This is a genomic window from Alkalihalobacterium sp. TH-98, from assembly GCF_057473385.1.
Map to the genome: position 1 here is coordinate 24019 of NZ_JBYCKM010000038.1, position 21027 is coordinate 45045.

Here is a 21027-nt window from a genome sequence, read left to right on the forward strand (position 1 = left end):
TAAATTGTTTCGTTCAATATTAAATTCGTTCAATAATTGTTGCGTTAGCCATACCGCCACCTTCACAAATAGCTTGCAGCCCGTATCTTCCACCTGTTCTTTCTAGTTCGTGCATAAGAGTAATCATGACACGTGCTCCACTTGCTCCTAACGGATGACCTAATGCAATGGCACCACCGTTGACATTAAGCTTCGCTGGGTCTGCTTTTACTTCGTCTAGCCAGCACATCGGAACAGGGGCAAAAGCTTCATTAACTTCATACAGATCCATTTCTTTAATCGTAAGACCAGCTTTATCAAGAACTTGTTTAGTGGCTTCAATTGGACCCGTTAGCATTAAAGTTGGATCAGAACCGACAACTTTCCGAGCTACGATACGGAATCGAGGAGTTAAGCCTAACTCAAGTGCTTTATCTTTGGACATTAATAGAATAGCGGCAGAACCATCGCTCATTTGACTCGCATTTCCCGCATGAATGACACCGTTTTCAGAAAAAGCTGGTTTTAACGTAGCTAACTTTTCTAAAGATGTGCCTTTTCGCGGTCCTTCATCTTGTGTAACCATCGTTTTTGTCCCATCCTCAAGTGTTACTTCAAATGGCATGATTTCGCGATCAAAGCGTCCTTCTTCTTGAGCTTGAATTGCGCGACGATGACTTTCTAATGAGAATTCATCTAACTGCGTACGAGTATACCCCCACTTATCACTAATACGTTCTGCTGAAAGTCCTTGATGAATCATCTCATAACGTTGTGTAAGTTCCTCGCTCCAATCTGACTTTTGTCGAGTCGCTCCCATCGGAACACGAGACATACTTTCCACTCCGCCAGCAATGACAATATCCATATCGCCACTTGCAATCGCTTGTGCTGCAAAATGTACAGCTTGTTGACCTGAACCACACTGCCGATCAATCGTTGTACCTGGCACACCAATTGGAAAATCAGCCTGTAACACAGCAGTTCGAGCAATATTAATTCCTTGTTCTTCCACTTGTGATACACATCCCATAACAACGTCTTCAACAAGTGCTGGATCGATTCCGGCCCGATTAACTAATTCTTTTAATACTTTCGCTGCCATATCATCTGGGCGCACGTTACTCAATAACCCTTTACGCTTTCCCACAGGTGTTCGCACTGCTTCTACTATAACTACTTCACGCATTTTCATTCCCCCTAAATAATCTTGATCCTAGAATAATCAAATCTTTTCTCTTCTCTACTTGCAAAAATCATGCCATCTTTAATTCTGCTTTAGTGAAGTCATTTTTTAATCGTACCTCCTACTGTTGTATGAAATCTGTACACAAAAAAAGGCGAGATTGTCCCGATATAAATCACTTTCCCCCACTTTACTAGGATCTGTACTACTTTATGAAAGAAAAAAAGAGATAAACACAAAACCTTAGACTTTTCAGTCAGCAGCTTGTGATTATCTCTTAATTTAATAGGAAAGGCCCATTTCTAGACTTATTTCACTTCAATCATCTCATACTTTTTTAACTTATCATAGAGAACAGACCTGCTGATCCCTAATATCTTACAAGCTTGACTCTTATTTCCGTTTGCGCTGATTAAAGCTTTTTGAATAGCCAGTTGTTCAGCCTTTTCTAGCAAAGAGTGATCAAGAGGATCCATTTCTTCGTTGTCTATGAATAAATCATAACCTACCTTTTTCAATAAATAATCCGGTAAATCTACAAGTTGTACGTTCCCATTTTCAGCAAAAATCATAGCTCGTTCCCATACATTGCGCAATTCTCTAATGTTACCTGGCCAATCATATTCTATCATCACTTGTTGTACAACCGGGTCCCACCCAACAATACTTGTCCCATTTTGTTTATTTAGTTCTTCAATAAAAGATTCGCTTAGTAATAAAATATCTTTTTTCCTCTTTCGAAGCGGCGGAATATCAAATGAGATGACATTGAGCCGATAAAATAAATCTTCACGAAAGTGTCCTGTCTCAACCATTTCTTCAAGTGGTCGATTCGTTGCCGCAATAATTCGTACATTCACATCAATCCGTTCAGTTCCACCCACTCTATAGAACTCTTTTTCTTGTAAAACCCGAAGCAATTTGGCCTGAAGCTGCAGTGACATATCACCTACTTCGTCTAAAAATAATGTACCACCGTTTGCCAGATCGAACTTGCCCATCTTGCCTTTTTGTTTAGCTCCTGTAAAAGCCCCTTCTTCGTACCCGAAAAACTCTGACTCTAGCAAATGCTCTGGAATAGCTGCGCAATTCACCGTAATAAAAGGCCCTTGTCCGTAAGAACTAGAACTATGAATGGCATGTGCAAAAAGTTCTTTTCCGGTTCCACTTTCACCGCGAATTAATATGGTCGTACGGCCCTTAGCAGCTTTAATACCACTTCGCATTAATTTCTCCATTTGCGGGTCTTGCGATAAAATTTCTTTAAACGTAAATCTAGATGTTTCTGTTTTTCTATTAGAAACTTGCATTTTTCTTTCAATGTCTTCGTATCTTCTAAAACGCTCCCGCACCTCATGTAATTGACGGTAAACGATCTTCCCGATAACGCCAATAATTTGATCGTCTTGGTAGACCGGAATACGATGGACCATATAATTGATTCCTTTGACCTCCATAAAGTCACTGATATCCGCTACACCTGTTTTGAGCGTTTGAGTAAGTTCGAGATGCGGTAGAATTTTATCCACGGGAGACCGTTCAATCAGCTGCTCATCAAGCTCGAATAATTCGATAAGTGAAGGACTAATAAAAATAATGTGACCGGCCTCATTGACCATTATTACTCCATCATACGCATTATCAATAACCGTTTGTAAAATACTTTTCCACTTCTTAACCGATTGTAATTCTTGTGTCATATTCTCTAATTCTGAAATATTCTGGAAAAGGGCAATCGATCCTTTTTTTCCGTTCGGCATAAGATAAGTAGACTGACGCACAACAAAGTAGTCTGATCCAATATTTATGCGAAAATGAATTTCTTTATCCAGGTTGGAGCGGTCCCAATTAGGAATAAACTGTTGCACATCTTGAAACAACAGACGTTCTGCTGTTTCTTGAAGCATTTCATTTAGCTTTTCATTCACAAAAATAATTTTTCCTCTTTCATCGGTCATTAATGCCCCTAAGTTCGATGTTTGTAAAATCGTTTCTAGTTGGCCTTTTAATAAATGGGTACGGTGTATAAAACTCAGTACCGCCGAAGGAGTTGTAATGAGACCAATAGGTTTTCCATCTTCATTAATGACGATCCCAGTACTTACTTCACTAATTTGGATAAAATCTTCTAATTGTTCAAACGTTGTATCTAGTGTAATTGTCCCAATATCCTTTTTTATATAGTTCGCAATTGATGTGGTTTGCTCTAACTGTAACAGCAACATCTCATAAAGAGCGCTTCGAGTAAAAACACCAATCAATTTCCCCTTTTCATCAGTAACTGGGACCGTGTTCCATTTTGTTTTTTTCATTAACTTAATCGCTTCATTTAACGAATGATCCGGAGTTAAGCACTCTTCAACTGGTATCATGATCTTTTCTACTGAATTCAAAGAAATCTACCCCTTCAACAATCTTGTTCTATGTACCCTCCGTAAACGAGTCGCTTTCTCAATAGTAACATAAAAGTTGTAGGAATAATCTAACAATTAATCTATCTTCCTGTTAATTAGTGTTTGAAAATCGAACAACTCACCCATTTATTGTTTGATACAGAATCCAAAAAGGAGAGGTAATCCCCTCTCCTATCACCCATTATTTAAAATGTACAAATTATTTAAACCATCCTTTGGCCTTTGATTGCATGATCGCCTCAATTCGGTTTTTTACTTCTAATTTATCTAGAATAGTAGAAATATAATTTCGAACCGTCCCTGTTTTTATACTTAATTCTTGTGCAATTTCTTTTGTCGTTTTACCATCAGCAATCAGTTCAAGTACCGCCTTTTCTCTTTCTGTTAAGGGGTTTTCCTCACTATATAAGTCATCCATTAATTCAGGAGCATACATTCTTCTTCCAGCAATCACACCACGAATCGAATCCGCTAACTCCTCACTTGGACTATCCTTTAACAAGTAACCACTAACCCCTGCTTTAAGCGCTCGTTGAAAATAACCGGAACGCGCAAATGTAGTAAGGATAATGACCTTGCAATCGAGTGCCTTCAACTCTTCTGCTGCTTCTAAACCGCTTTTTTCTGGCATTTCTATATCCATAATACAGATATCGGGTTTTAATTGATGAACAAGAGAAACTGCTTCGTTACCATTTGAAGCTTTCCCGACAACTTCCATATCATCTTCTAAATTTAACAATGAACCTAATGCCCCTAATAACATTTGCTGATCTTCAGCAATGACGATGCGTATCATAGCGAGTCCCCCTTGTCCGTCATCTTGATTACATTTGGTACTTTCATCTTTATCATCGTTCCATCATTCGCTTCAATTTTTAAGCTGCCATTCACAAACTCTAGACGTTCCCTCATCCCTTGCAAACCACTGCCTTTATAAAAGTCCTCATCTTCTTTCATACCGATACCATCATCTTTTACCGTAATGCATATTTCATTAAAAAATTGCTCGATCGAGATATGACAAGTGGACGCTTGGCTATGCTTAACAACATTGGTCACTGCCTCTTTCATACACATACTTAAAATGTTTTCTATAAATAGGGACACATTCGTTAATTGAACCTCACCATCTAAGACTAGTTCAATTTGAGCAGCTTTTAAAATCTGTTTGATATGAACAATTTCTTCTTTTATTCGGATGCCGCGCATTTGCGAAACCATCTTTCGTACTTCATTTAATGCCGTCCTAGCGGTTTGTTGTACATCCTTGATCTCTACTCTTGCTTGCTCAGGGTCTTTATAAATTAATTTCCTTGCTAAATCGCTTTTTAGTCCAATAAGCGAAAGCTTTTGACCTAACGTATCATGCAGATCACGAGCAATACGTTGCCGTTCTTCTTGCTTGACTAACTCGGCAATACGGTTATTTGCATCTTCCAACTTTTCTTCAAGCTGATCTTGTTTCTTTCTATTATATAAGTTGAACGGGAGGAGGATTACACTAATCCAAACGATAATGATAAATGGCAATTGCTTTAGAAATAGTTCACCTTTCATGAGGATCGAATAATTGATTGAGACGGTCGTAAATACTAGATGAATAATGTACAACGTTAAAAATGCAATTCGATTTTTTATATTTCCATTATAGTAAGCAATATAAAACGCAAAATAAATGAACTGGAACAAAATCGTCATCGTAATGGAAATTGCAATTAAAATACATGTCCAAACATACACTGGCCATTCATTTGACATAAAAGCAAACCGATACGCGATAAAAAACATGATCGTAAGCGTTATACCAGCTATAATCTCAGGAGTGGACGAAGATTGAAAGATAAAATAGAACGGTAGAATACTAAAGCTACTCCAAATATAAGGAGTAATGCCCGAATTTTTTTGAAAGCTCTTCAGCTTTTTTAACATAGTTGAAACCTCATTTTTAAATTCTCTTACTCGCTATCTTATCATAAGTACAGTCTAGGCGCCCGTTAAGTATTTCAATGATAGACAGACATATTGATCAATATAAAAAATATAAAAGCAGCCTCTTCTTTTTTACAAAACGACAAGACTAGTAAAAAAGAGAGGCGTTATATATATTATCTTATAACTCTGACTTTACAGACGGAGAAATCTTTGATGTTTTAACTTTCGGTTTTTCTTTGATACTTTTAAGTTCTTTAAATCCAATGAACGCCTTATTCTGTTCATCCCATAGACGGAAATGAATCGATTTTAAGCTTGAACGAATCGTAATCGTTTGAACATCCTGTAGCATTTGATGGTTATTATGGACTTCTTCAAGCTTATAATTAGGAACACGTGGACTAAGGTGGTGAATGTGATGAAACCCAATGTTTCCTGTTAACCACTGCAACACTTTCGGTAACTTATAATAAGAACTACCTTCTAACGCTGCCTTTACATAATCCCACTCTCCTTCATGTTCGAAATAAGAGTCTTCAAACTGATGCTGAACATAAAATAACCAAATACCTAAAGAACCAGATATTAAAAAGATCGGCCCTTGAATTAGAAGAAAAGCCTGCCAACCAATCGCCCAACATAATAGCGCTACGACCGCTACGATTGAAAAATTGGTTATATACGTGTTGATTCGTTCTTTCATCCGAGCATTTTTTTCGTTAAAACGATATTCAATAAGGAAGATATAAATCGGACCTAAAACAAACATAACAAACGGGTTTCGATACAATCGATAAGCCAACTTACGCCCAAAAGATGAATTCATATATTCATCGACAGTTAGTACCCAAACATCACCTGTACCTCGTTTATTCAAGTTACCACTCGTCGCATGATGGACCGAATGACTATGCTTCCACTGTTCATACGGAACAAATGTCATAATTCCAGTAATGGTTCCGAGGATTTGATTCGCTCTTCGGTTTTTAAAAAACGATTGATGACAACAATCATGAAAGATGATAAATATTCGTACTAAAAACCCTGCAGCTACCACAGAAATGGCCAGCGTTATCACATATGAAACAGAAAGACTAAGATAAGCGAGATACCATAACACGAAGAAAGGAACTAGTGTATTAATAACTTGCCAGACACTATCCTTAGTACTTGAATTTTCATATGGAGCAATTTGTTTCCTTAATTGATTATGATTTTGTTTTGCCATGTTTTTATTTCACTTCCTCATTGGTTCTTTATAACTTAATGATAAACGCTTTCAAAAATAAGTTGTAGTCATACATGTCATAGTTAAAACATGATAAATGTCATATATTCTGAGGAGGCAGATGCCAAGTCTGGGGATAATATCCAACATTTTTTTGTTAACCAACCGCAGTGTATCAACATTCTTTCAACCCTTTTAAAAACCCCAGACCAATTGGTCTGGGGTTTTTAAAAGGGCAATTTTGGTTATATACCCATTTCAACATGTTGTTTACAATAGTTAATAATTAACTCTTCTTCATCTTCTTCTAAAGCGAAATCAAGAGACTCATCTGTCGTTTTTTCGTAAAAATGATATTGTGCAATTCGGCCGTCGTTACCATCGATGGCAAAGATAATTCGTATATAAAGACCATTTTCTCTATGTAAATCATCGTCCTCCGGCACCTGAATATCTAAAGTAAATTCATAACGATCTCCGAGTAGTATTCCTGTCTTATCATCAATCTTTTCAACTAAATGTCCTGTAATCTCCATAATTGATCCAACCTTTCTTTTCAACAAACAAACTTTATGCCCAATTGGCTGCTAGTTCCGAATGTATGTTTTTTCTATTATTTTAAAGCTTTTTGTTTTTGCATAATCTGATAAGATTTTTCAATAATATCTGTCAATACATCTCCTTTGTACACCCTACCTAGTTTTGTGTTTTCTTGATAGTATTCAACAATTTCTTCAAACTGTTTTGCTGTTTCACTAGTAATTCTTACGTTTAATTGGACCCTGCTTTCCTCGCTCAACTTCAAACCTCCATTCCGATTTATTATACCCAGTCCTTTTGCTATCAACTGCTAGCATCATGATATCTTACTGTTATTTTATACGAATTATTCCCATTTGCCCAATGATTTATAGTAGAAATTTAAATTTTATTGTCGAAACTGTTATGTTTAAAACTGTTGAATTATATCTAATCACTGTAACATAGTCCCCTAGGCGATTTCCAGAAAACTAAGAAGATCAACTCGCAGTAAAAGACAAACGCTAAATCATCAATTTCAAATATAAAAGCATAAAATTAATACTTTACAAAAGACTAATGAAACATAAGCATTCATACATTTTTCTTGTACTCTGCCTAAAAAGGCAATACGTTCTAGAGGTTATGAGGAGGGAGTACTGATGGATAAGTTTCGAGGAGATGCTCATAAATTTTATAAAAAAATCAAGAAAGCAACTGACCTGCAATACGCCGTTAAGGACGTAAGGGAAATCGATGAAATTTATTCAATTCAAAAATTTTATGAAAACATTCCCGTTAATGAATTAAAGATGATCCACTACCGAATGGTGAAAGAAAAAAACGGGAGTGGTACGTTTCCTTTACTAATATCGATTTTACCTTGGCTCGGATTAATTTTTTCAAAACAAATCCAAGAAACTGCTGAGGGGAACTTATTTTTTGTTTTTCTCTTCCTTACTTTTTTTACATGCTTTGCTATCGTGTTTATTTTACTTCACTATCGTGAACAAGCATGGGCGTCCTTACATACTGAGATTTTAAAGGACCTCATTGAAAGAAAAGATAAAGAACATAGTATGAATTAAACAAAACAAAACGTAAACGTTAACTATTCCCCTTGATAATGTGGGCTTAAATGTTAAAGTATCTATTTATATTTAGTTCATTTTTTAGCTAAACACAACGAGAACCAAAGAAAGAACGTGGTTGTACACGTTCTTTCTTGGTGTTACACCTTCTTTCTTGATTATATTTTAATGTTTTAGTTCCAATTTACCTTGCTTACTCTTTTAGAATTACCTTCAGGCTCTAACAAAAGATATTCTTGTAAATCAATCATCTATAATTGTTTATGCTCATAGCTTCTTCTCTTATGACTACCATTAAGTTATAATAATCAACGAGTTCATCGTAAATACCGCGCCTACAATCAAAACCGCTAGATAGACCAAACCCAATACACTCTACTTAAAATGTTATACATTTCCCCTACATTATTTAATGAAGGAAATTTTACAAAAGAAAGGAAGTATGATAATGACCAAAAAAGTTACTCTCTCTATTCTCGAAACAAGTGATATACATGGTAATATTCTTCCTATTAACTATGGTAATAACGCTACGAGCCAAGTTGGATTAGCAAAATTATCTACACTAATTAAACAATACAAAGCGACCAATAAATCTCATACACTTCTCATTGATAACGGTGATGTCATTCAAGGAACACCATTAACTTATTTCTATGCTCGCGTTAATAACGAAGGGGTAAACCCCGTCATCACAGTTTTAAACGAAATTGGTTATGATGCTGCTGTACTCGGTAACCACGAATTTAATTATGGGCAAAATATACTACAAAAATCAATTAACGATTCTAACTTCCCATGGCTTTCAGCTAATATTATTAACAGTGAAACGAATGAACCTTATTACGGGAAACCTTATCTCGTTAAAGAACTTCAGGATCAATTAAGAGTAGGGATTTTAGGGTTAACAACTCATTACATACCTAATTGGGAAAATCCAAATCATATTAGAGGGTTATCGTTTGATGATGCATTAGAGACAGCCAAAAAATGGGTGCCTATTTTACGTCATGAGGAAAAGGTCGATGTCGTCATCGTATCGTATCATGGTGGTTTTGAACGTGACCTCGCTTCGGGTGAAGCTACAGAACACTTAACGGGAGAAAATCAAGGCTATGCACTCTGTAAAGAAGTTGAAGGTATTGATGTATTATTAACAGGACATCAACACCGTTCACTGGCAGGTGAAGTGAACAACGTTACAATTGTTCAACCGAGCGACAAAGGACAGGCTTTAGGACACGTATCCATTACTTTAGAAAAAGAAACGGATACCTGGAAAATCGTTAAAAAAAGTGCAGAACTTATTAAAGTTGATCAATCAGTTGAGGCTGATCCACATATAATCGACTTAATTAAGTCATTTGAAACTCAAACCCAAGAATGGTTAGATCAACCGATTGGTAAAATTAACGGCAATATGTTAATTGACGATCCTTTGAAAATTCGCACACACGACAATGCATTAATTGAGTTTATAAATAAAGTGCAGATGGACGTTTCAAAAGTTGATATTTCAAACACCGCTCTCTTTAATGATGAGGCACCTGGATTACATTCCGATGTAACGATGCGAGATATCGTCTCAAATTACATTTATCCAAACACGTTAAAAGTACTGAAAATAACGGGCCAAGACATGAAAGATGCACTAGAGCGCTCCGCCTCCTACTTTGCCACTTTTAATGGAACAGAAATTGAGGTCAACCCTGAATTCACAACACCGAAACCTCAACATTATAATTACGATATGTGGGAAGGGATTGAGTACGAAATAAACATTTCTAAACCATTTGGCGAAAGAATTGTCCGACTCGATTATGAAGGCAGACCAATTGAGTTAGATCAAGAATATCATGTTGTCATGAATAATTACCGCGCTGGCGGCGGGGGAGATTATATTATGTTCCAAGGAAAAGAAGTCGTCCAGGACATCCCGCTCGATGTCTCTGAACTTCTTGCCAACTACATTTTGGAACGCAAAGTTATCGATGCTACTATAAATCACAACTGGAAAGTAGTTCACGATTAATGAATACGGCTGACTCTTAATCAAGGGTCAGTTTTTTATTTGAGCCAACGCTAGCCAATTAAAAACACCAAACAAAATCACTAAAATACGGGCGACCAACTTCTCTTCATCCCACCTTATATTTATACGACGTTTATTCACTTCTATACATAATCACCTCACCAACAACGAAACATTGTTACGTCTAACAATTGGGTATATAACTTCAATAACAAAGTTGTCCACTGCAGAAGAACACAAAGAAGAGTGTTTTACATTATATCCAATCCCCTTCCTTGTGATTATTCGATATGTTTATATACTGAAATAATATGTTTATTATATAAAAATAAAGGACACGCAGCTGTTTCAAACCGCGTGTCCTTCTATCCCTTGATATATCGGGTGTTTTTTAGCTGTCTCTCATGTAACCATTACTATCTAACTGACTTTAATCAGACTAACCTAGTAACTCTAGTATCTCTTGTTCCGTTAAACTAGTGAGCATCGTTTCACCAGGTTGGATCACCTTTTCAATTAACTCTTTTTTCGATTGCTGCATCTCATATATCTTTTCCTCGATTGTTCCTTGAGCAATCATCTTAATAACTTGAACGACATTTTTCTGTCCAATTCGGTGCGCTCGACCAGCTGCTTGTTCCTCTATTGCTGGGTTCCACCACAAGTCATAAAGGATAACGGTATCTGCGCCTGTTAGGTTCAATCCTGTACCGCCAGCTTTCAAGGATATCAAAAACAAGCTATTCTCACCTTGGTTAAATCGCTCGGCCATATCGACACGTTCTTTCCCTGGCGTTTGTCCGTCCAAATAAAAATAGTTATAGCCTTCTGTTTTCATTCTTTCTTCAATAATTTTAAGCATAGAAGAAAATTGAGAAAAAATAAGGATTCGCTTCCCATTATTAATGGCAGTTTGGACTGTTTCGAGAAGTTGCTCCAACTTTCCAGAACCCCCGTCATACTCTTCTAAAAACAATGAAGGATGACAACAAAGCTGCCGCAGCCTTGTTAGTGCAGCTAGTATTTTAATTCTACCTTTATTAAGTCCTTCTGTTTTTAAGATTTCTGAAGTTTCTTGCTTCACCTTTTGTAAATATCCGACATACAATTCTTTTTGCGTTTTCGTTAACTCCGATATTTGTACTGTCTCAATTTTATCAGGCAGTTCTTTTAATACATCAGTCTTTAAGCGACGGAGGATGAACGGCTTAACCATTTTTGAAATTTGGTCAAGTTCTAGATTGCTAAACTCTTGTTTTTTCGGGAAAAACCCTGGCAATAATACGTAAAAAATTGACCATAATTCATCAATAGAGTTTTCAATCGGTGTGCCACTTAAAGCAAAACGCTTTGGTGCCCGTATGGACGTAATCGCTTTAAACGTTTTCGTTTGCGGATTTTTGATCGCCTGTGCTTCATCCAAAATTAAAGTATCGAATGTCTTCTCAGCGTAAAGGTCGCTATCTTGTCGCATCAATGGATAAGATGTAATACAAACATCTACACCGTTTAAATCCTCAAGCTTCTGCTTCCTTTCCTCCGGAGCGCCGTCAATAACAGCTACCTTTAGACTCGGTGCGAACTTTTGACATTCGCTTTTCCAGTTGTAGATCAATGATGCAGGTGCGACGACAAGGGATGGAAATTCAGATGGATGTTCTTCTTTTTCCGAAACAAGATACGTAATACTTTGCAACGTTTTCCCCAGCCCCATATCATCGGCAAGTATGCCACCCAAACGATAAGAAGATAATGTCTTGAACCATTGGTATCCAAAGTTTTGGTAATCCCGTAATTCCGCTTTCACATTCTCTGGAAAAGTGAAATCAAGTTCATCGGGGTGCTTTAAATTTTGCAAAAGCCTCCGAAAAGCTCTGCTGTACTTTGCTTTATAGTGTTGATCTTCTCCAATAATATTTTCTAGTTGCATACTTCGATAAAGAGGAATTTCAACCTTACCATTATCGAGCTCTGAACCATGAATATCGAGCTGCTTAAAAATCTGATCCATTTGTTGAAATGACTTGTCTTCAAATGATAGAAATGCGCCATTTGGCAGACGATAAAAACGTTTTTTCTCCACAACCGCTTGTAAGATCGCTTGGACGGACTCTTGTTCGATTCCCTCAACGTTAAAACTCACTTCCAGCCAATTCCCGCTCGAATCAATATCAATGGAAGTTGAAGGTTCATATTGTTCGTATCCTAATAAGTTTTTAGCAGAGTTTGTTAGAAAGACATCAGCCGCTTGCTCAAAAAGCGGAAGACTATGAAAGAGAAAGTGATAAATCTCTTCATCCCCTTCAACATACAACTGATCGCCGTTAATTTTTAAGAATGAGCTTTCTATTACATCCATAACTCGTTGTTCGTTTTCTACATCACGAATAATAATACGTTCACTGACATCAGCAGTTGTTCGGCTTTCTCTTTCAAATGGATTGATTGTAATGTCACCATAAAGATGCTCTACTTTGACTGTAACTCTTTCCAAATCGTAGTCAATAAAAACATTAGACCGAAGTGGAACACTAATCAAGTCATCTTGAAGCGTTTCATCCATTTGAATAGTAGTAAGTTTGTTTAATTTCGGAACGACGTGCGATACAAATTGCTCAATTTGCTCTTTAGAAATGGCTAACTTTTCTTGAGTTAAGAACCGTTCCAACTCTTTCATATACGTTTGTTGTTCATTCGTTAGCTTATAGAGGTTTTTTTCATCAAACACATAACCGTACATTTCCATAAAAAACAGATCTTGAAAATGACTCAAATCAACGATAAATTCATTCTCTTCACCTTTAAATAATTCAATGGAGTAAGGCAACTCAAAATACGGATGGATCTCAATGCGTTGTTTCCTTCCATATGCATCGCTATAGAATAACTCGGTTCCAGATTCCTTAAATGTTGAAAACAAACGATCGATTGAATAAGGTGCAATCAGCAATTCCCGGTTAGGTATAATGGATGTCTTTGACCAATAATTAGGAGACATACGCGTATATAACTGTTCTTGCGCATACATGTCATATAGCATTTCTAATAATTTTTCATCCTTGCTTGTAAACTGATGTTCAAAAGGATCGAAACTAAAGTTATTTGTAAAAAAGTATGATTTTTGTTCGTGATAATGCTTTAAAAACTCTCCGACCTTCTTAACTACATACGTTCTTTTCGGACCCACCTTTAGTTCAATCGTAAAAAAATATTTATCTTGCATAGAGTATGAATTATGTATTTTTAAATAGTATTCTACGGTCAACGATTCCTTTGTAGGTAAGCTTAGTTCGGTCTTTTCACGAGGACGGAGGTTGGTAAAAGAGTTAATAAGCGCCTTAGCTGTTTCATAACTTCTTCGTTTTTGTTGTTCTTCAAAATACGTTTGACTATCTCCTAAGGACCCACCTTCAGAAAGCTTAAGTAAAACAGCCACACTATGTTTACATTCCCCGTAACTTGCATGTGCGGGACAGCTGCAATGATCAACAACCATTCCATTTTTCTTCACACTAACTTCAACATCATAAGACTCACTTCCGATAACTGAAGCATGCCATACTTGTTCATCAGCGTCATAGGACAAATCCTCAATACGATTTTCATAATAATAAACAAGGCCTCTTTTAAAAACAGAACTAGAAAACATATCTTTTATTTCTGATTTAGTAAGCGACAAATCGATTTTCGATTGCATGGTTCACCAACTCTTCCTATACACAGTTCTATTTGCATTATACTACGGTATGGAATCAACATCCAATTACGACATTAATTCTCCTTCCTGAACCACTTTTTCTGTAAGTTTTCCACCCTGTTCGTGGCATGAAAACAAATATATATATTTCGACAAGCGAAATTGTTTCTAATGTGTTAAAATTTTCATAGATATTTAATTACAGTGAGTTCATAAGCATCTATTATAGTGCATAGAAGGAGTCTCTAAAAATGAACACCTCAGAATTTAAAAAGTTTTTGGAAACGATACTTTTAGGTCTCGCAGGCGGGTATGTATACAGCCTTGCTAACCTCCCGTTACCTTGGGTGTTAGGTCCATTAACATTTGTTATGTTATGGCAAGGCTTTACCAAGCGTAAAGCCAACTGGCCTAACCCTATTAAACAATCAGGATTAATCATTCTCGGAATTTATTTCGGGTTGTATTTTACAGCCGAAACATTTTTAACAATTGGACCGTATTTCCTGCCGTTTCTGCTCGTAACGACAATAATAATAAGTGTAAGTATTATCGTAAGCACCCTAGTTACGAAATGGATTGAAGTTGACCAAGTGACAAGTGTATTCGGTTCTATACCTGGTGGCTTAACCGAGATGGTCATTGCCAGTGAGTCGTTAAATGCAAAATCTTCATTAGTTATCATCTTCCAAACGGTCCGATTATTAACCGTCCTCTTTATTGTTCCTACGGTCATTGTCTTTTATTTTACTGGCCAACAGGAAGTAACAGGTGCCTCGGAAGTGGTTGCAGACACGTTTACTTGGGGAGGGTTGAACTATTTATGGTTATTACTTCCTATTATAATTGGAATTTTGGTTCAAAATAAAATTCCAGCTGGGATCGTAATAGGCCCTCTCGCGATTACTGCACTCATGAACATCGGATTAGTTAATCTCCCGAGTATTCCTGAATTTGTATTGCTTGCTGCACAAATGGCGGTTGGAATTAGTCTTGGTAAAAGTATTTCTTTTACTGACTTAAAACTAGGAGGTAAATACTGTTACGTTTACTTTGGGATTACACTTTTTTTAATTATTACTTCTTTTGGATTAGGTGCTGGTTTAGCTTACTTCACATCACTCGACTTAGCGACGGCGGTGTTAAGTGTGGCTCCTGGAGGAATTATCGAAATGGTCTTAACAGCCGTATATGTCGGCGGCGATCCAGCAATTGTCAGTGCACTACAGCTAACCCGTATTCTCGTCATTATCATATGTGTTCCGCCCCTTTTGAAGTGGTATTTTAAAAAGAACGCTGTGAAACATGCCGCGTAATAGTTGCCTAATAATAGACGATTAATCAGCCCCTTTATCGCTGACTATTGCTCAATCTAGTAAGATTTAGTAGTTGGTAGGTTGGAAGCGCCCGTTTTTCAGTTTTTATGAGAAAATGGGCTTTTTTTATTGGGGAAGGACCCCACTTCTTCATTATTAAAGCTGTGTGTCCGGCATGTATGTTCTTCTTTCGAACCAACTTCCACTTTATGTGAATACCGAGCCATATTTTCTACTTTTGAACCTAACCTACCATATACTTTCCACATCCGATCCCATCACTACTATTTTATGTAAATATTAGTCGCATTCTTACTCTTTTAAACACACCTCTACCAACTTCAGTAAGTCTAGAGTGCATTCTTATTCCCCACTTCTGTGCATCATTCCAACTATTCCTATGCGGTGACCTACTAACTGATTTAACTGCTCACCATACTACTCATAAATAGAAAAGCACTGAGCACCATTGGATAGGTACTCAGCACATTAAGTCATAAATAGGTGCTTAGCATACACTTTAAGACAACCACTTAGCTACTTATCTATTTCTTCGTTTTAACGCATTATATATAATTCCTATGACCGGAATAGATGTTTATATTTTTTCAAATCCCTTTTCTAACTCATCGATTAGAGAACCGACAAATTGAACGGTATTGCGAATTGGCTCTGGACTCGTCATATCAATACCCGCCATCTTCATAAGCTCAAGAGGTTTTTTCGTCCCACCTGCTTTTAAGGCTTCCATCCAACGTTCTGCAGCAGGTTGTCCTTCTTCTTGAATCATTTGAGCAACTGCAGTTGAAACCGTCAACCCTGCTGCGTATGTATACGGATATAATCCCATATAATAGTGAGGCTGACGCATCCAAGTCAGACGAGCTCCTTCATCAATTTCCACTGTATCACCCCAGAAATCAGATAGTACAGCACCTTTTAAGTCACATAAAACATTTGCTGTAATCGGCTTTCCTGCTTCAGCATGAGCGTAAACGCGACGTTGCATTTCACCTTCTAGCAAGTGCGTTACATAGTTATGGTAATACGTCCCTAACACTTGCACAATTACCGCTAAGCGTTTGCGTGGATCTGTTGATTTAGCTAGTAAAGAATGACTTAGTAACATTTCATTCAATGTAGACGGAGCTTCGATAAAATACAAAGAAGGCCTCGTATTATGATAACGTTGGTAGCGACCAGCTAAAGCAAAATGCCCAGCATGCCCTAGTTCATGGGCTAGTGTGAACGCCGAACGCATTTTTCCTGCCCATGTCATTAAGATGTATGGATGTACCCCGTATGGACTCGAACAAAAAGCACCACTTCGTTTACCAACTGTATCTGCATAGTCAACCCAGCGCTCATTGATTGCTTTTGTCATAATCTCCATATATTCAGGTCCCATTACTTCTAAAGCTTCAAGGACTTCTTGTGCAGCCTCATCGTACGTCACATCTGGGTTATACTCTGGGTCGAGCGGTGCTTTCAAGTCACATAAGTACATCTTATCAAGTCCAAAAACGCGTTGCTTTAACTTAGCGAAACGTCTCATATGGGGAGCTAATTCCGTTTGAATAACGTCTAAAATATTATGATACATTTCTTGGGTTACTTGTTGCGGCTGTAATAACATGTCCGTTACCGATTTGTAATTACGCTCTTTCGCCATAACAACTTGTTTCTTAACTTCTGTCGCGTATGTAGCAGCAAATGTGTTTTTATATTGATTTAATGCTTTTGTATAGGAAGCATATGCTTTTCTTCGTTCAGTTGTATTTGATGACTGTTCATAATACGTTTCATATAAAGCTAGTGACACATGTTGCTCTTCGCCTTGTTCATCTATAATAGGATCAAACTGCATATCTGCTGTTTTACTACGTGAGTAGATTGAAAAAGGTCCATCCAACACTTCCCCTAACGACGCTAAAATCGCTTCCGTTTCTGGTGATAAACGATGTGGTTTTGTTTCCAGAAGTTCCGTTAACGTCTTTCGATAGGTGCTCAGCCCTTCCTCTTTACTAAGAAATTCTTCAACGACTCCTTCTGGCAAATCTAAAATTTCTGATTGAATAAAAGAAAGCGCCGCGTCGATCGAAGCTACAGTCGATGAAGCATGACTTGCATTTGCCTGATACGTTGGATTCGTTCCATCAACAGACGTATTTAAATGAGCATATGTCGCCACACGGATTGTGCGTTGTAAGAGTTCATCTTGAGCTTCTAAACAAGCAAGCAAAACGTCTGAACCTTCACCTAATCTCCCTTTATATTGAGTCACTTTTTTTACTTCCTTGGGTAATTGACTAAGTTCTGTTTCCCAAGCTTCATCTGACGTAAATAAGTCATTTAAATCCCACGTTTGTTCCAACAGTGCATCCGTTCGAGCTAATCGTTTAGACATACTCATTCATCTCCTCATTCGTAAAGTCTACTAGAAACTATTAAAATATATTTCGTATTCCGAAGATAAATTCATTATACCACGTTTTCTACAACCAACGATACATTTAATAGGAATATTCAGTTTTTTAAGTACTCTTTAAGCAAGTCTCTATTTCAATAGAAGAAAACCCATTAATACTCCAACTGCTCCATAAAAAAGTGCAAAAGGCATGTTGCGCAGGGTAATTCGATAAGGGTTTTGATCGGTATTCATTGACGTCATAGTAACAGTTACTCCATATGTTCCTACTGTTGCTGTTGCCAACGCCCCGGTAATAAGAACGACTCCAATACTAACAGGGTTTATTAATTCATAGAGTGGCGGCAGTACTTCTATTAAGACACCAATTGTTGCGATAGGATGTACACCAATCATACTCATGAACAAGTAGGTCATTTGAATCAAGATTAATATGAACAACGGTTGCTCAGCAGCTCCTAGAAAAGGCTGTTGAATTAGCTGAAGAAACGGTGTTTCATTTAAACTACTAGAAAAGAATGCTAACGATAAAAATAACACGACAAAGTTTTGTAGATTATTCGTTCGGACTTTCCAAGTTTTCCAGCCAATTGCACAAAAACTATACCATCTTTTCATAAGTAAGGCCCAACTAAACGAAAACGGTAGAATAACTAACGTAACCGACAAAATAAAGTTTAAGTTAAAATAGTTGCTAACAGTTACAACCGTGACTAGAAATGCTGTCAATGCAAGTAATAATTTAAAGATTTGGATAGTAATAGTTCTCGGATTGATCTTCCTCGTTTCCTCGCCTTCAGCTAAATGATATGGGATCGATTGGAATTTCTTTTTATTCCACAAACTATCTAGAGTAAATATAACGAAGGAAAATAAGAACATCCAAGGTAAATACGTAAGGTAGCTTACCCCTGTTGCATCAACTGTAATAGCAACTATGATTTCCATCGGACTCCAAGCTAATGCAAGAGCGAACGCTCGTAATGTCGACTTGCTTATAAAAGAGTCGCTAATTTTCTTCTTCATTTTTGCCAGGTTCTCTTTCAAAACATCTTGGGTAAACGATAAAGCAGACAAATTGATAAACGTACATAAGATATACGTTGTAAATGAACTTCTCATATATAATTTTCCTAGATCAGCTACATTAACTTTCATAATTTCATTAATTCGTCGATCAAATCGACCGGACCGAACCACACTGTTCATCCATGGAAGTACAGTTAAAAAAGCCAACAAAGGCATTGTAGACGTCGTATACAGTGGAATTTCATAGATGGGTAGACCGGAATAAACGTAGAAACCCAAGCCAACCCCTACAAAAATTGTTCCCATTATACGAAAGAGTCTTGTGGCACCTAAAAAAGAAATAAATAACATCGGTACTGCTAAGATCCCAACAGTATAAGTAATTATCAAATTTTCAACAAACATATTGATGATAAAGAGAAGTAATATGGAAGTGTATATCCAATATAAATTGCTATTGATCCATTTGCACATTTAACTTAACCCTTCTTTCAGTAGTTCCCTTTCTATAATACATCGTCATGTAAATCAATTGAGCCCATGACCTAAAACACCTTTAATGTTTTCTCATTCCTCTATTTTACTTGTTGCAACAATTATTATAACGCACCCACCTACTCTACATCTCTAATGAACGCCCACACAAAAAATCAAACATCTATCGTTTCATAATAAACGACCACCAATGATTATCAAACTAAAATGATTTTTCTACCAAAAAATTATGTAATTCCTAAAAACAGGAAGTTAATTATTTTATTTTTTCGGAATCCATAGTAAAATTAATTATCAGAAAATTTAACCAATGGTCAAAAACTTTTGATCTACCATTTCTCAGATGGAACCTTTTTTAATAAGTCCAATTTTTATAAAGGAGATTAGAAAATATGGCGTCGATTCAAAAAAAGAAACTGTGGCTTTATTCTCTTCTAGGCATGTTAACTACTATTGTCGTATTAGCTTTTGCAAGACTTTCTTATGGTGTTGTTCTCCCATTTATGCGAGACGGTCTACATATTACATACAAAGAGGCAGGCTTACTCGGAACGATTACATCATTCGGATATGTATGTACAGTCATGTTTGCAGGTGTTCTTGCTGCAAAGTGGGGTGGAAAACAAACGGTACTTCTTGGGATCTCAATCGTTACCTGTGGGTTTATCGGATTAACCTTCACTCCGTTTTATTCGTTAACTGTATTATTTATGCTTTTATTAGGTATCGGTACTGCATTTACGTACACTCCATTAATCTCATTACTTGTCGCCTGGTTCCCGCAACAGAAAGGATTTGTCATAGGTCTTACCGCAAGCGGGGTCGGGGTTGGACTATTGTTAACAGGGTTTATCATTCCAGCTTTAAATGCCAGCTTCCCTATTATTGGCTGGAGGTTATCTTGGGGACTATTCGCTATCGTTAGCTTTACTGTTGTCCTGTTGACATTACTTTTAATTAAAAATCCGCCCGACACAGCTTCCAAAGAATTAGATAATCAACAATCTTCTCCAAGAGAAATTTATAAAAATCCTGCCGTTATTAATGTAGGCTTTATTTATGGAATTATTGGTATCGCTTACATTATTCAAATGTTGTTCATTATGAGTTTTATGATTGAATATGGGATCAGTGCAAAGTTAGCAGGACAATTAATAGCCTTAAATGGGATTTTATCTATTTTTAGCGGACCCATCTGGGGAATTGTATCTGATAAATTAGGAAGAAGAAAATCATTAATTTTAACCATGGCGCTTACGTTAATGTTTATGCTCCTTCCAATCCTTTACCCTACGATACTCGGTTTTACCGTTCATATGGTTGGTTTAAGCTGTACTTTAATCGGTCTATTTACCTTGATACAGGCCGCTAGTATGGACCAAGTAAAACCTGCTGATATGCCGCTCGCTTTCAGTTATGTGACCCTATATTTCGCAGTTGGTCAATTTATCGGGCCAACTATTGCTGGCTGGCTAATTGATGATTGGGGCGGATTTAAGGGTGCCTTTGTATTCTCATCTATCTGTTTATCGGTTGGATTGGTCTTGTGCCTAAAAGTAAGAAGTGCTGTACATCAGACTGAATCAGAACCGAAAATTAGTGCAGAAATGAACTGAGAATACTCCTCCATTCTGAAAAAGGTTTCCTTTTGACGATTTTCTTTTTATAACTTACAACT

The 21027-nt window shown here is 37.0% G+C and carries 14 protein-coding genes; 4 read left to right on the forward strand and 10 right to left on the reverse strand.

What is annotated here, in order from left to right:
- Window positions 1–19 precede the first annotated feature (19 nt).
- The 7 genes from AC2VNP_RS13510 to AC2VNP_RS13540 all read right to left on the reverse strand — a co-directional run bounded on the left by AC2VNP_RS13510 (window position 20) and on the right by AC2VNP_RS13540 (window position 7541).
- The gene (locus AC2VNP_RS13510) at window positions 20–1168 is read right to left on the reverse strand and encodes a thiolase family protein (protein ID WP_486917829.1); all 1149 of its coding nucleotides are present in this window, start codon (window positions 1166–1168) and stop codon (window positions 20–22) included.
- A 305-nt stretch (window positions 1169–1473) separates the two neighbouring features.
- Window positions 1474–3558 (reverse strand): sigma 54-interacting transcriptional regulator, encoded by a 2085-nt coding sequence (locus AC2VNP_RS13515; protein WP_486917830.1) that lies wholly within the window; start codon window positions 3556–3558, stop codon window positions 1474–1476.
- A 220-nt stretch (window positions 3559–3778) separates the two neighbouring features.
- Window positions 3779–4378: a response regulator gene (locus AC2VNP_RS13520; RefSeq protein WP_486917831.1), complete on the reverse strand. Its 600-nt coding sequence runs from the start codon at window positions 4376–4378 to the stop codon at window positions 3779–3781.
- Entirely contained in the window at window positions 4375–5511 is a 1137-nt protein-coding gene (locus AC2VNP_RS13525) for a histidine kinase (protein ID WP_486917832.1), read from the reverse strand. Before AC2VNP_RS13525 ends, AC2VNP_RS13520 begins: the two co-directional genes overlap by 4 nt.
- Window positions 5512–5692: 181 nt before the next feature.
- Complete coding sequence (gene desA / locus AC2VNP_RS13530; protein WP_486917833.1) at window positions 5693–6742, reverse strand: Delta(5) desaturase DesA; 1050 nt, start codon at window positions 6740–6742, stop codon at window positions 5693–5695.
- A 245-nt stretch (window positions 6743–6987) separates the two neighbouring features.
- On the reverse strand, window positions 6988–7278 hold the full coding sequence (locus AC2VNP_RS13535; RefSeq protein ID WP_486917834.1) for a DUF6509 family protein: 291 nt from the start codon (window positions 7276–7278) through the stop codon (window positions 6988–6990).
- A gap of 77 nt (window positions 7279–7355) precedes the next feature.
- Window positions 7356–7541, reverse strand: coding sequence for a hypothetical protein (locus tag AC2VNP_RS13540; RefSeq protein ID WP_275119127.1), 186 nt, complete (start codon window positions 7539–7541; stop codon window positions 7356–7358).
- A 382-nt stretch (window positions 7542–7923) separates the two neighbouring features.
- Between AC2VNP_RS13540 and AC2VNP_RS13545 the strand changes: the two genes are divergently transcribed.
- Window positions 7924–8349 (forward strand): hypothetical protein, encoded by a 426-nt coding sequence (locus AC2VNP_RS13545; RefSeq protein ID WP_486917835.1) that lies wholly within the window; start codon window positions 7924–7926, stop codon window positions 8347–8349.
- A 451-nt stretch (window positions 8350–8800) separates the two neighbouring features.
- Entirely contained in the window at window positions 8801–10384 is a 1584-nt protein-coding gene (locus tag AC2VNP_RS13550) for a bifunctional metallophosphatase/5'-nucleotidase (protein ID WP_486917836.1), read from the forward strand.
- A 439-nt stretch (window positions 10385–10823) separates the two neighbouring features.
- Here AC2VNP_RS13550 and AC2VNP_RS13555 read toward each other — a convergent pair whose 3' ends face one another.
- The gene (locus AC2VNP_RS13555; RefSeq protein WP_486917837.1) at window positions 10824–14081 is read right to left on the reverse strand and encodes a DEAD/DEAH box helicase; all 3258 of its coding nucleotides are present in this window, start codon (window positions 14079–14081) and stop codon (window positions 10824–10826) included.
- Between the two features lie 251 nt (window positions 14082–14332).
- On the opposite strand from AC2VNP_RS13555, the gene AC2VNP_RS13560 reads away from it, so the two are divergent.
- Window positions 14333–15397, forward strand: coding sequence for an AbrB family transcriptional regulator (locus AC2VNP_RS13560; protein WP_486917838.1), 1065 nt, complete (start codon window positions 14333–14335; stop codon window positions 15395–15397).
- A gap of 598 nt (window positions 15398–15995) precedes the next feature.
- On the opposite strand, the gene pepF is transcribed toward AC2VNP_RS13560, so the two are convergent.
- Window positions 15996–17804, reverse strand: coding sequence for an oligoendopeptidase F (gene pepF, locus AC2VNP_RS13565; RefSeq protein ID WP_486917839.1), 1809 nt, complete (start codon window positions 17802–17804; stop codon window positions 15996–15998).
- A gap of 150 nt (window positions 17805–17954) precedes the next feature.
- Window positions 17955–19259, reverse strand: a complete 1305-nt coding sequence (locus AC2VNP_RS13570; RefSeq protein WP_486917840.1) for a hypothetical protein — start codon at window positions 19257–19259, stop codon at window positions 17955–17957.
- Between the two features lie 482 nt (window positions 19260–19741).
- Between AC2VNP_RS13570 and AC2VNP_RS13575 the strand changes: the two genes are divergently transcribed.
- Complete coding sequence (locus tag AC2VNP_RS13575) at window positions 19742–20965, forward strand: MFS transporter (protein WP_486917841.1); 1224 nt, start codon at window positions 19742–19744, stop codon at window positions 20963–20965.
- The last annotated feature ends 62 nt before the right edge of the window (window positions 20966–21027 follow it).

Bases quoted from the DNA above. Each gene is read 5' to 3' on its own strand.
- desA (WP_486917833.1), bottom strand. From the start codon at position 6,742: ATGGCAAAACAAAATCATAATCAATTAAGGAAACAAATTGCTCCATAT.
- AC2VNP_RS13510 (WP_486917829.1), bottom strand. From the start codon at position 1,168: ATGCGTGAAGTAGTTATAGTAGAAGCAGTGCGAACACCTGTGGGAAAG.
- AC2VNP_RS13545 (WP_486917835.1), top strand. From the start codon at position 7,924: ATGGATAAGTTTCGAGGAGATGCTCATAAATTTTATAAAAAAATCAAG.
- AC2VNP_RS13555 (WP_486917837.1), bottom strand. From the start codon at position 14,081: ATGCAATCGAAAATCGATTTGTCGCTTACTAAATCAGAAATAAAAGAT.
- AC2VNP_RS13520 (WP_486917831.1), bottom strand. From the start codon at position 4,378: ATGATACGCATCGTCATTGCTGAAGATCAGCAAATGTTATTAGGGGCA.
- AC2VNP_RS13550 (WP_486917836.1), top strand. From the start codon at position 8,801: ATGACCAAAAAAGTTACTCTCTCTATTCTCGAAACAAGTGATATACAT.
- AC2VNP_RS13570 (WP_486917840.1), bottom strand. From the start codon at position 19,259: ATGTTTGTTGAAAATTTGATAATTACTTATACTGTTGGGATCTTAGCA.
- pepF (WP_486917839.1), bottom strand. From the start codon at position 17,804: ATGTCTAAACGATTAGCTCGAACGGATGCACTGTTGGAACAAACGTGG.
- AC2VNP_RS13525 (WP_486917832.1), bottom strand. From the start codon at position 5,511: ATGTTAAAAAAGCTGAAGAGCTTTCAAAAAAATTCGGGCATTACTCCT.
- AC2VNP_RS13535 (WP_486917834.1), bottom strand. From the start codon at position 7,278: ATGGAGATTACAGGACATTTAGTTGAAAAGATTGATGATAAGACAGGA.
- AC2VNP_RS13560 (WP_486917838.1), top strand. From the start codon at position 14,333: ATGAACACCTCAGAATTTAAAAAGTTTTTGGAAACGATACTTTTAGGT.
- AC2VNP_RS13575 (WP_486917841.1), top strand. From the start codon at position 19,742: ATGGCGTCGATTCAAAAAAAGAAACTGTGGCTTTATTCTCTTCTAGGC.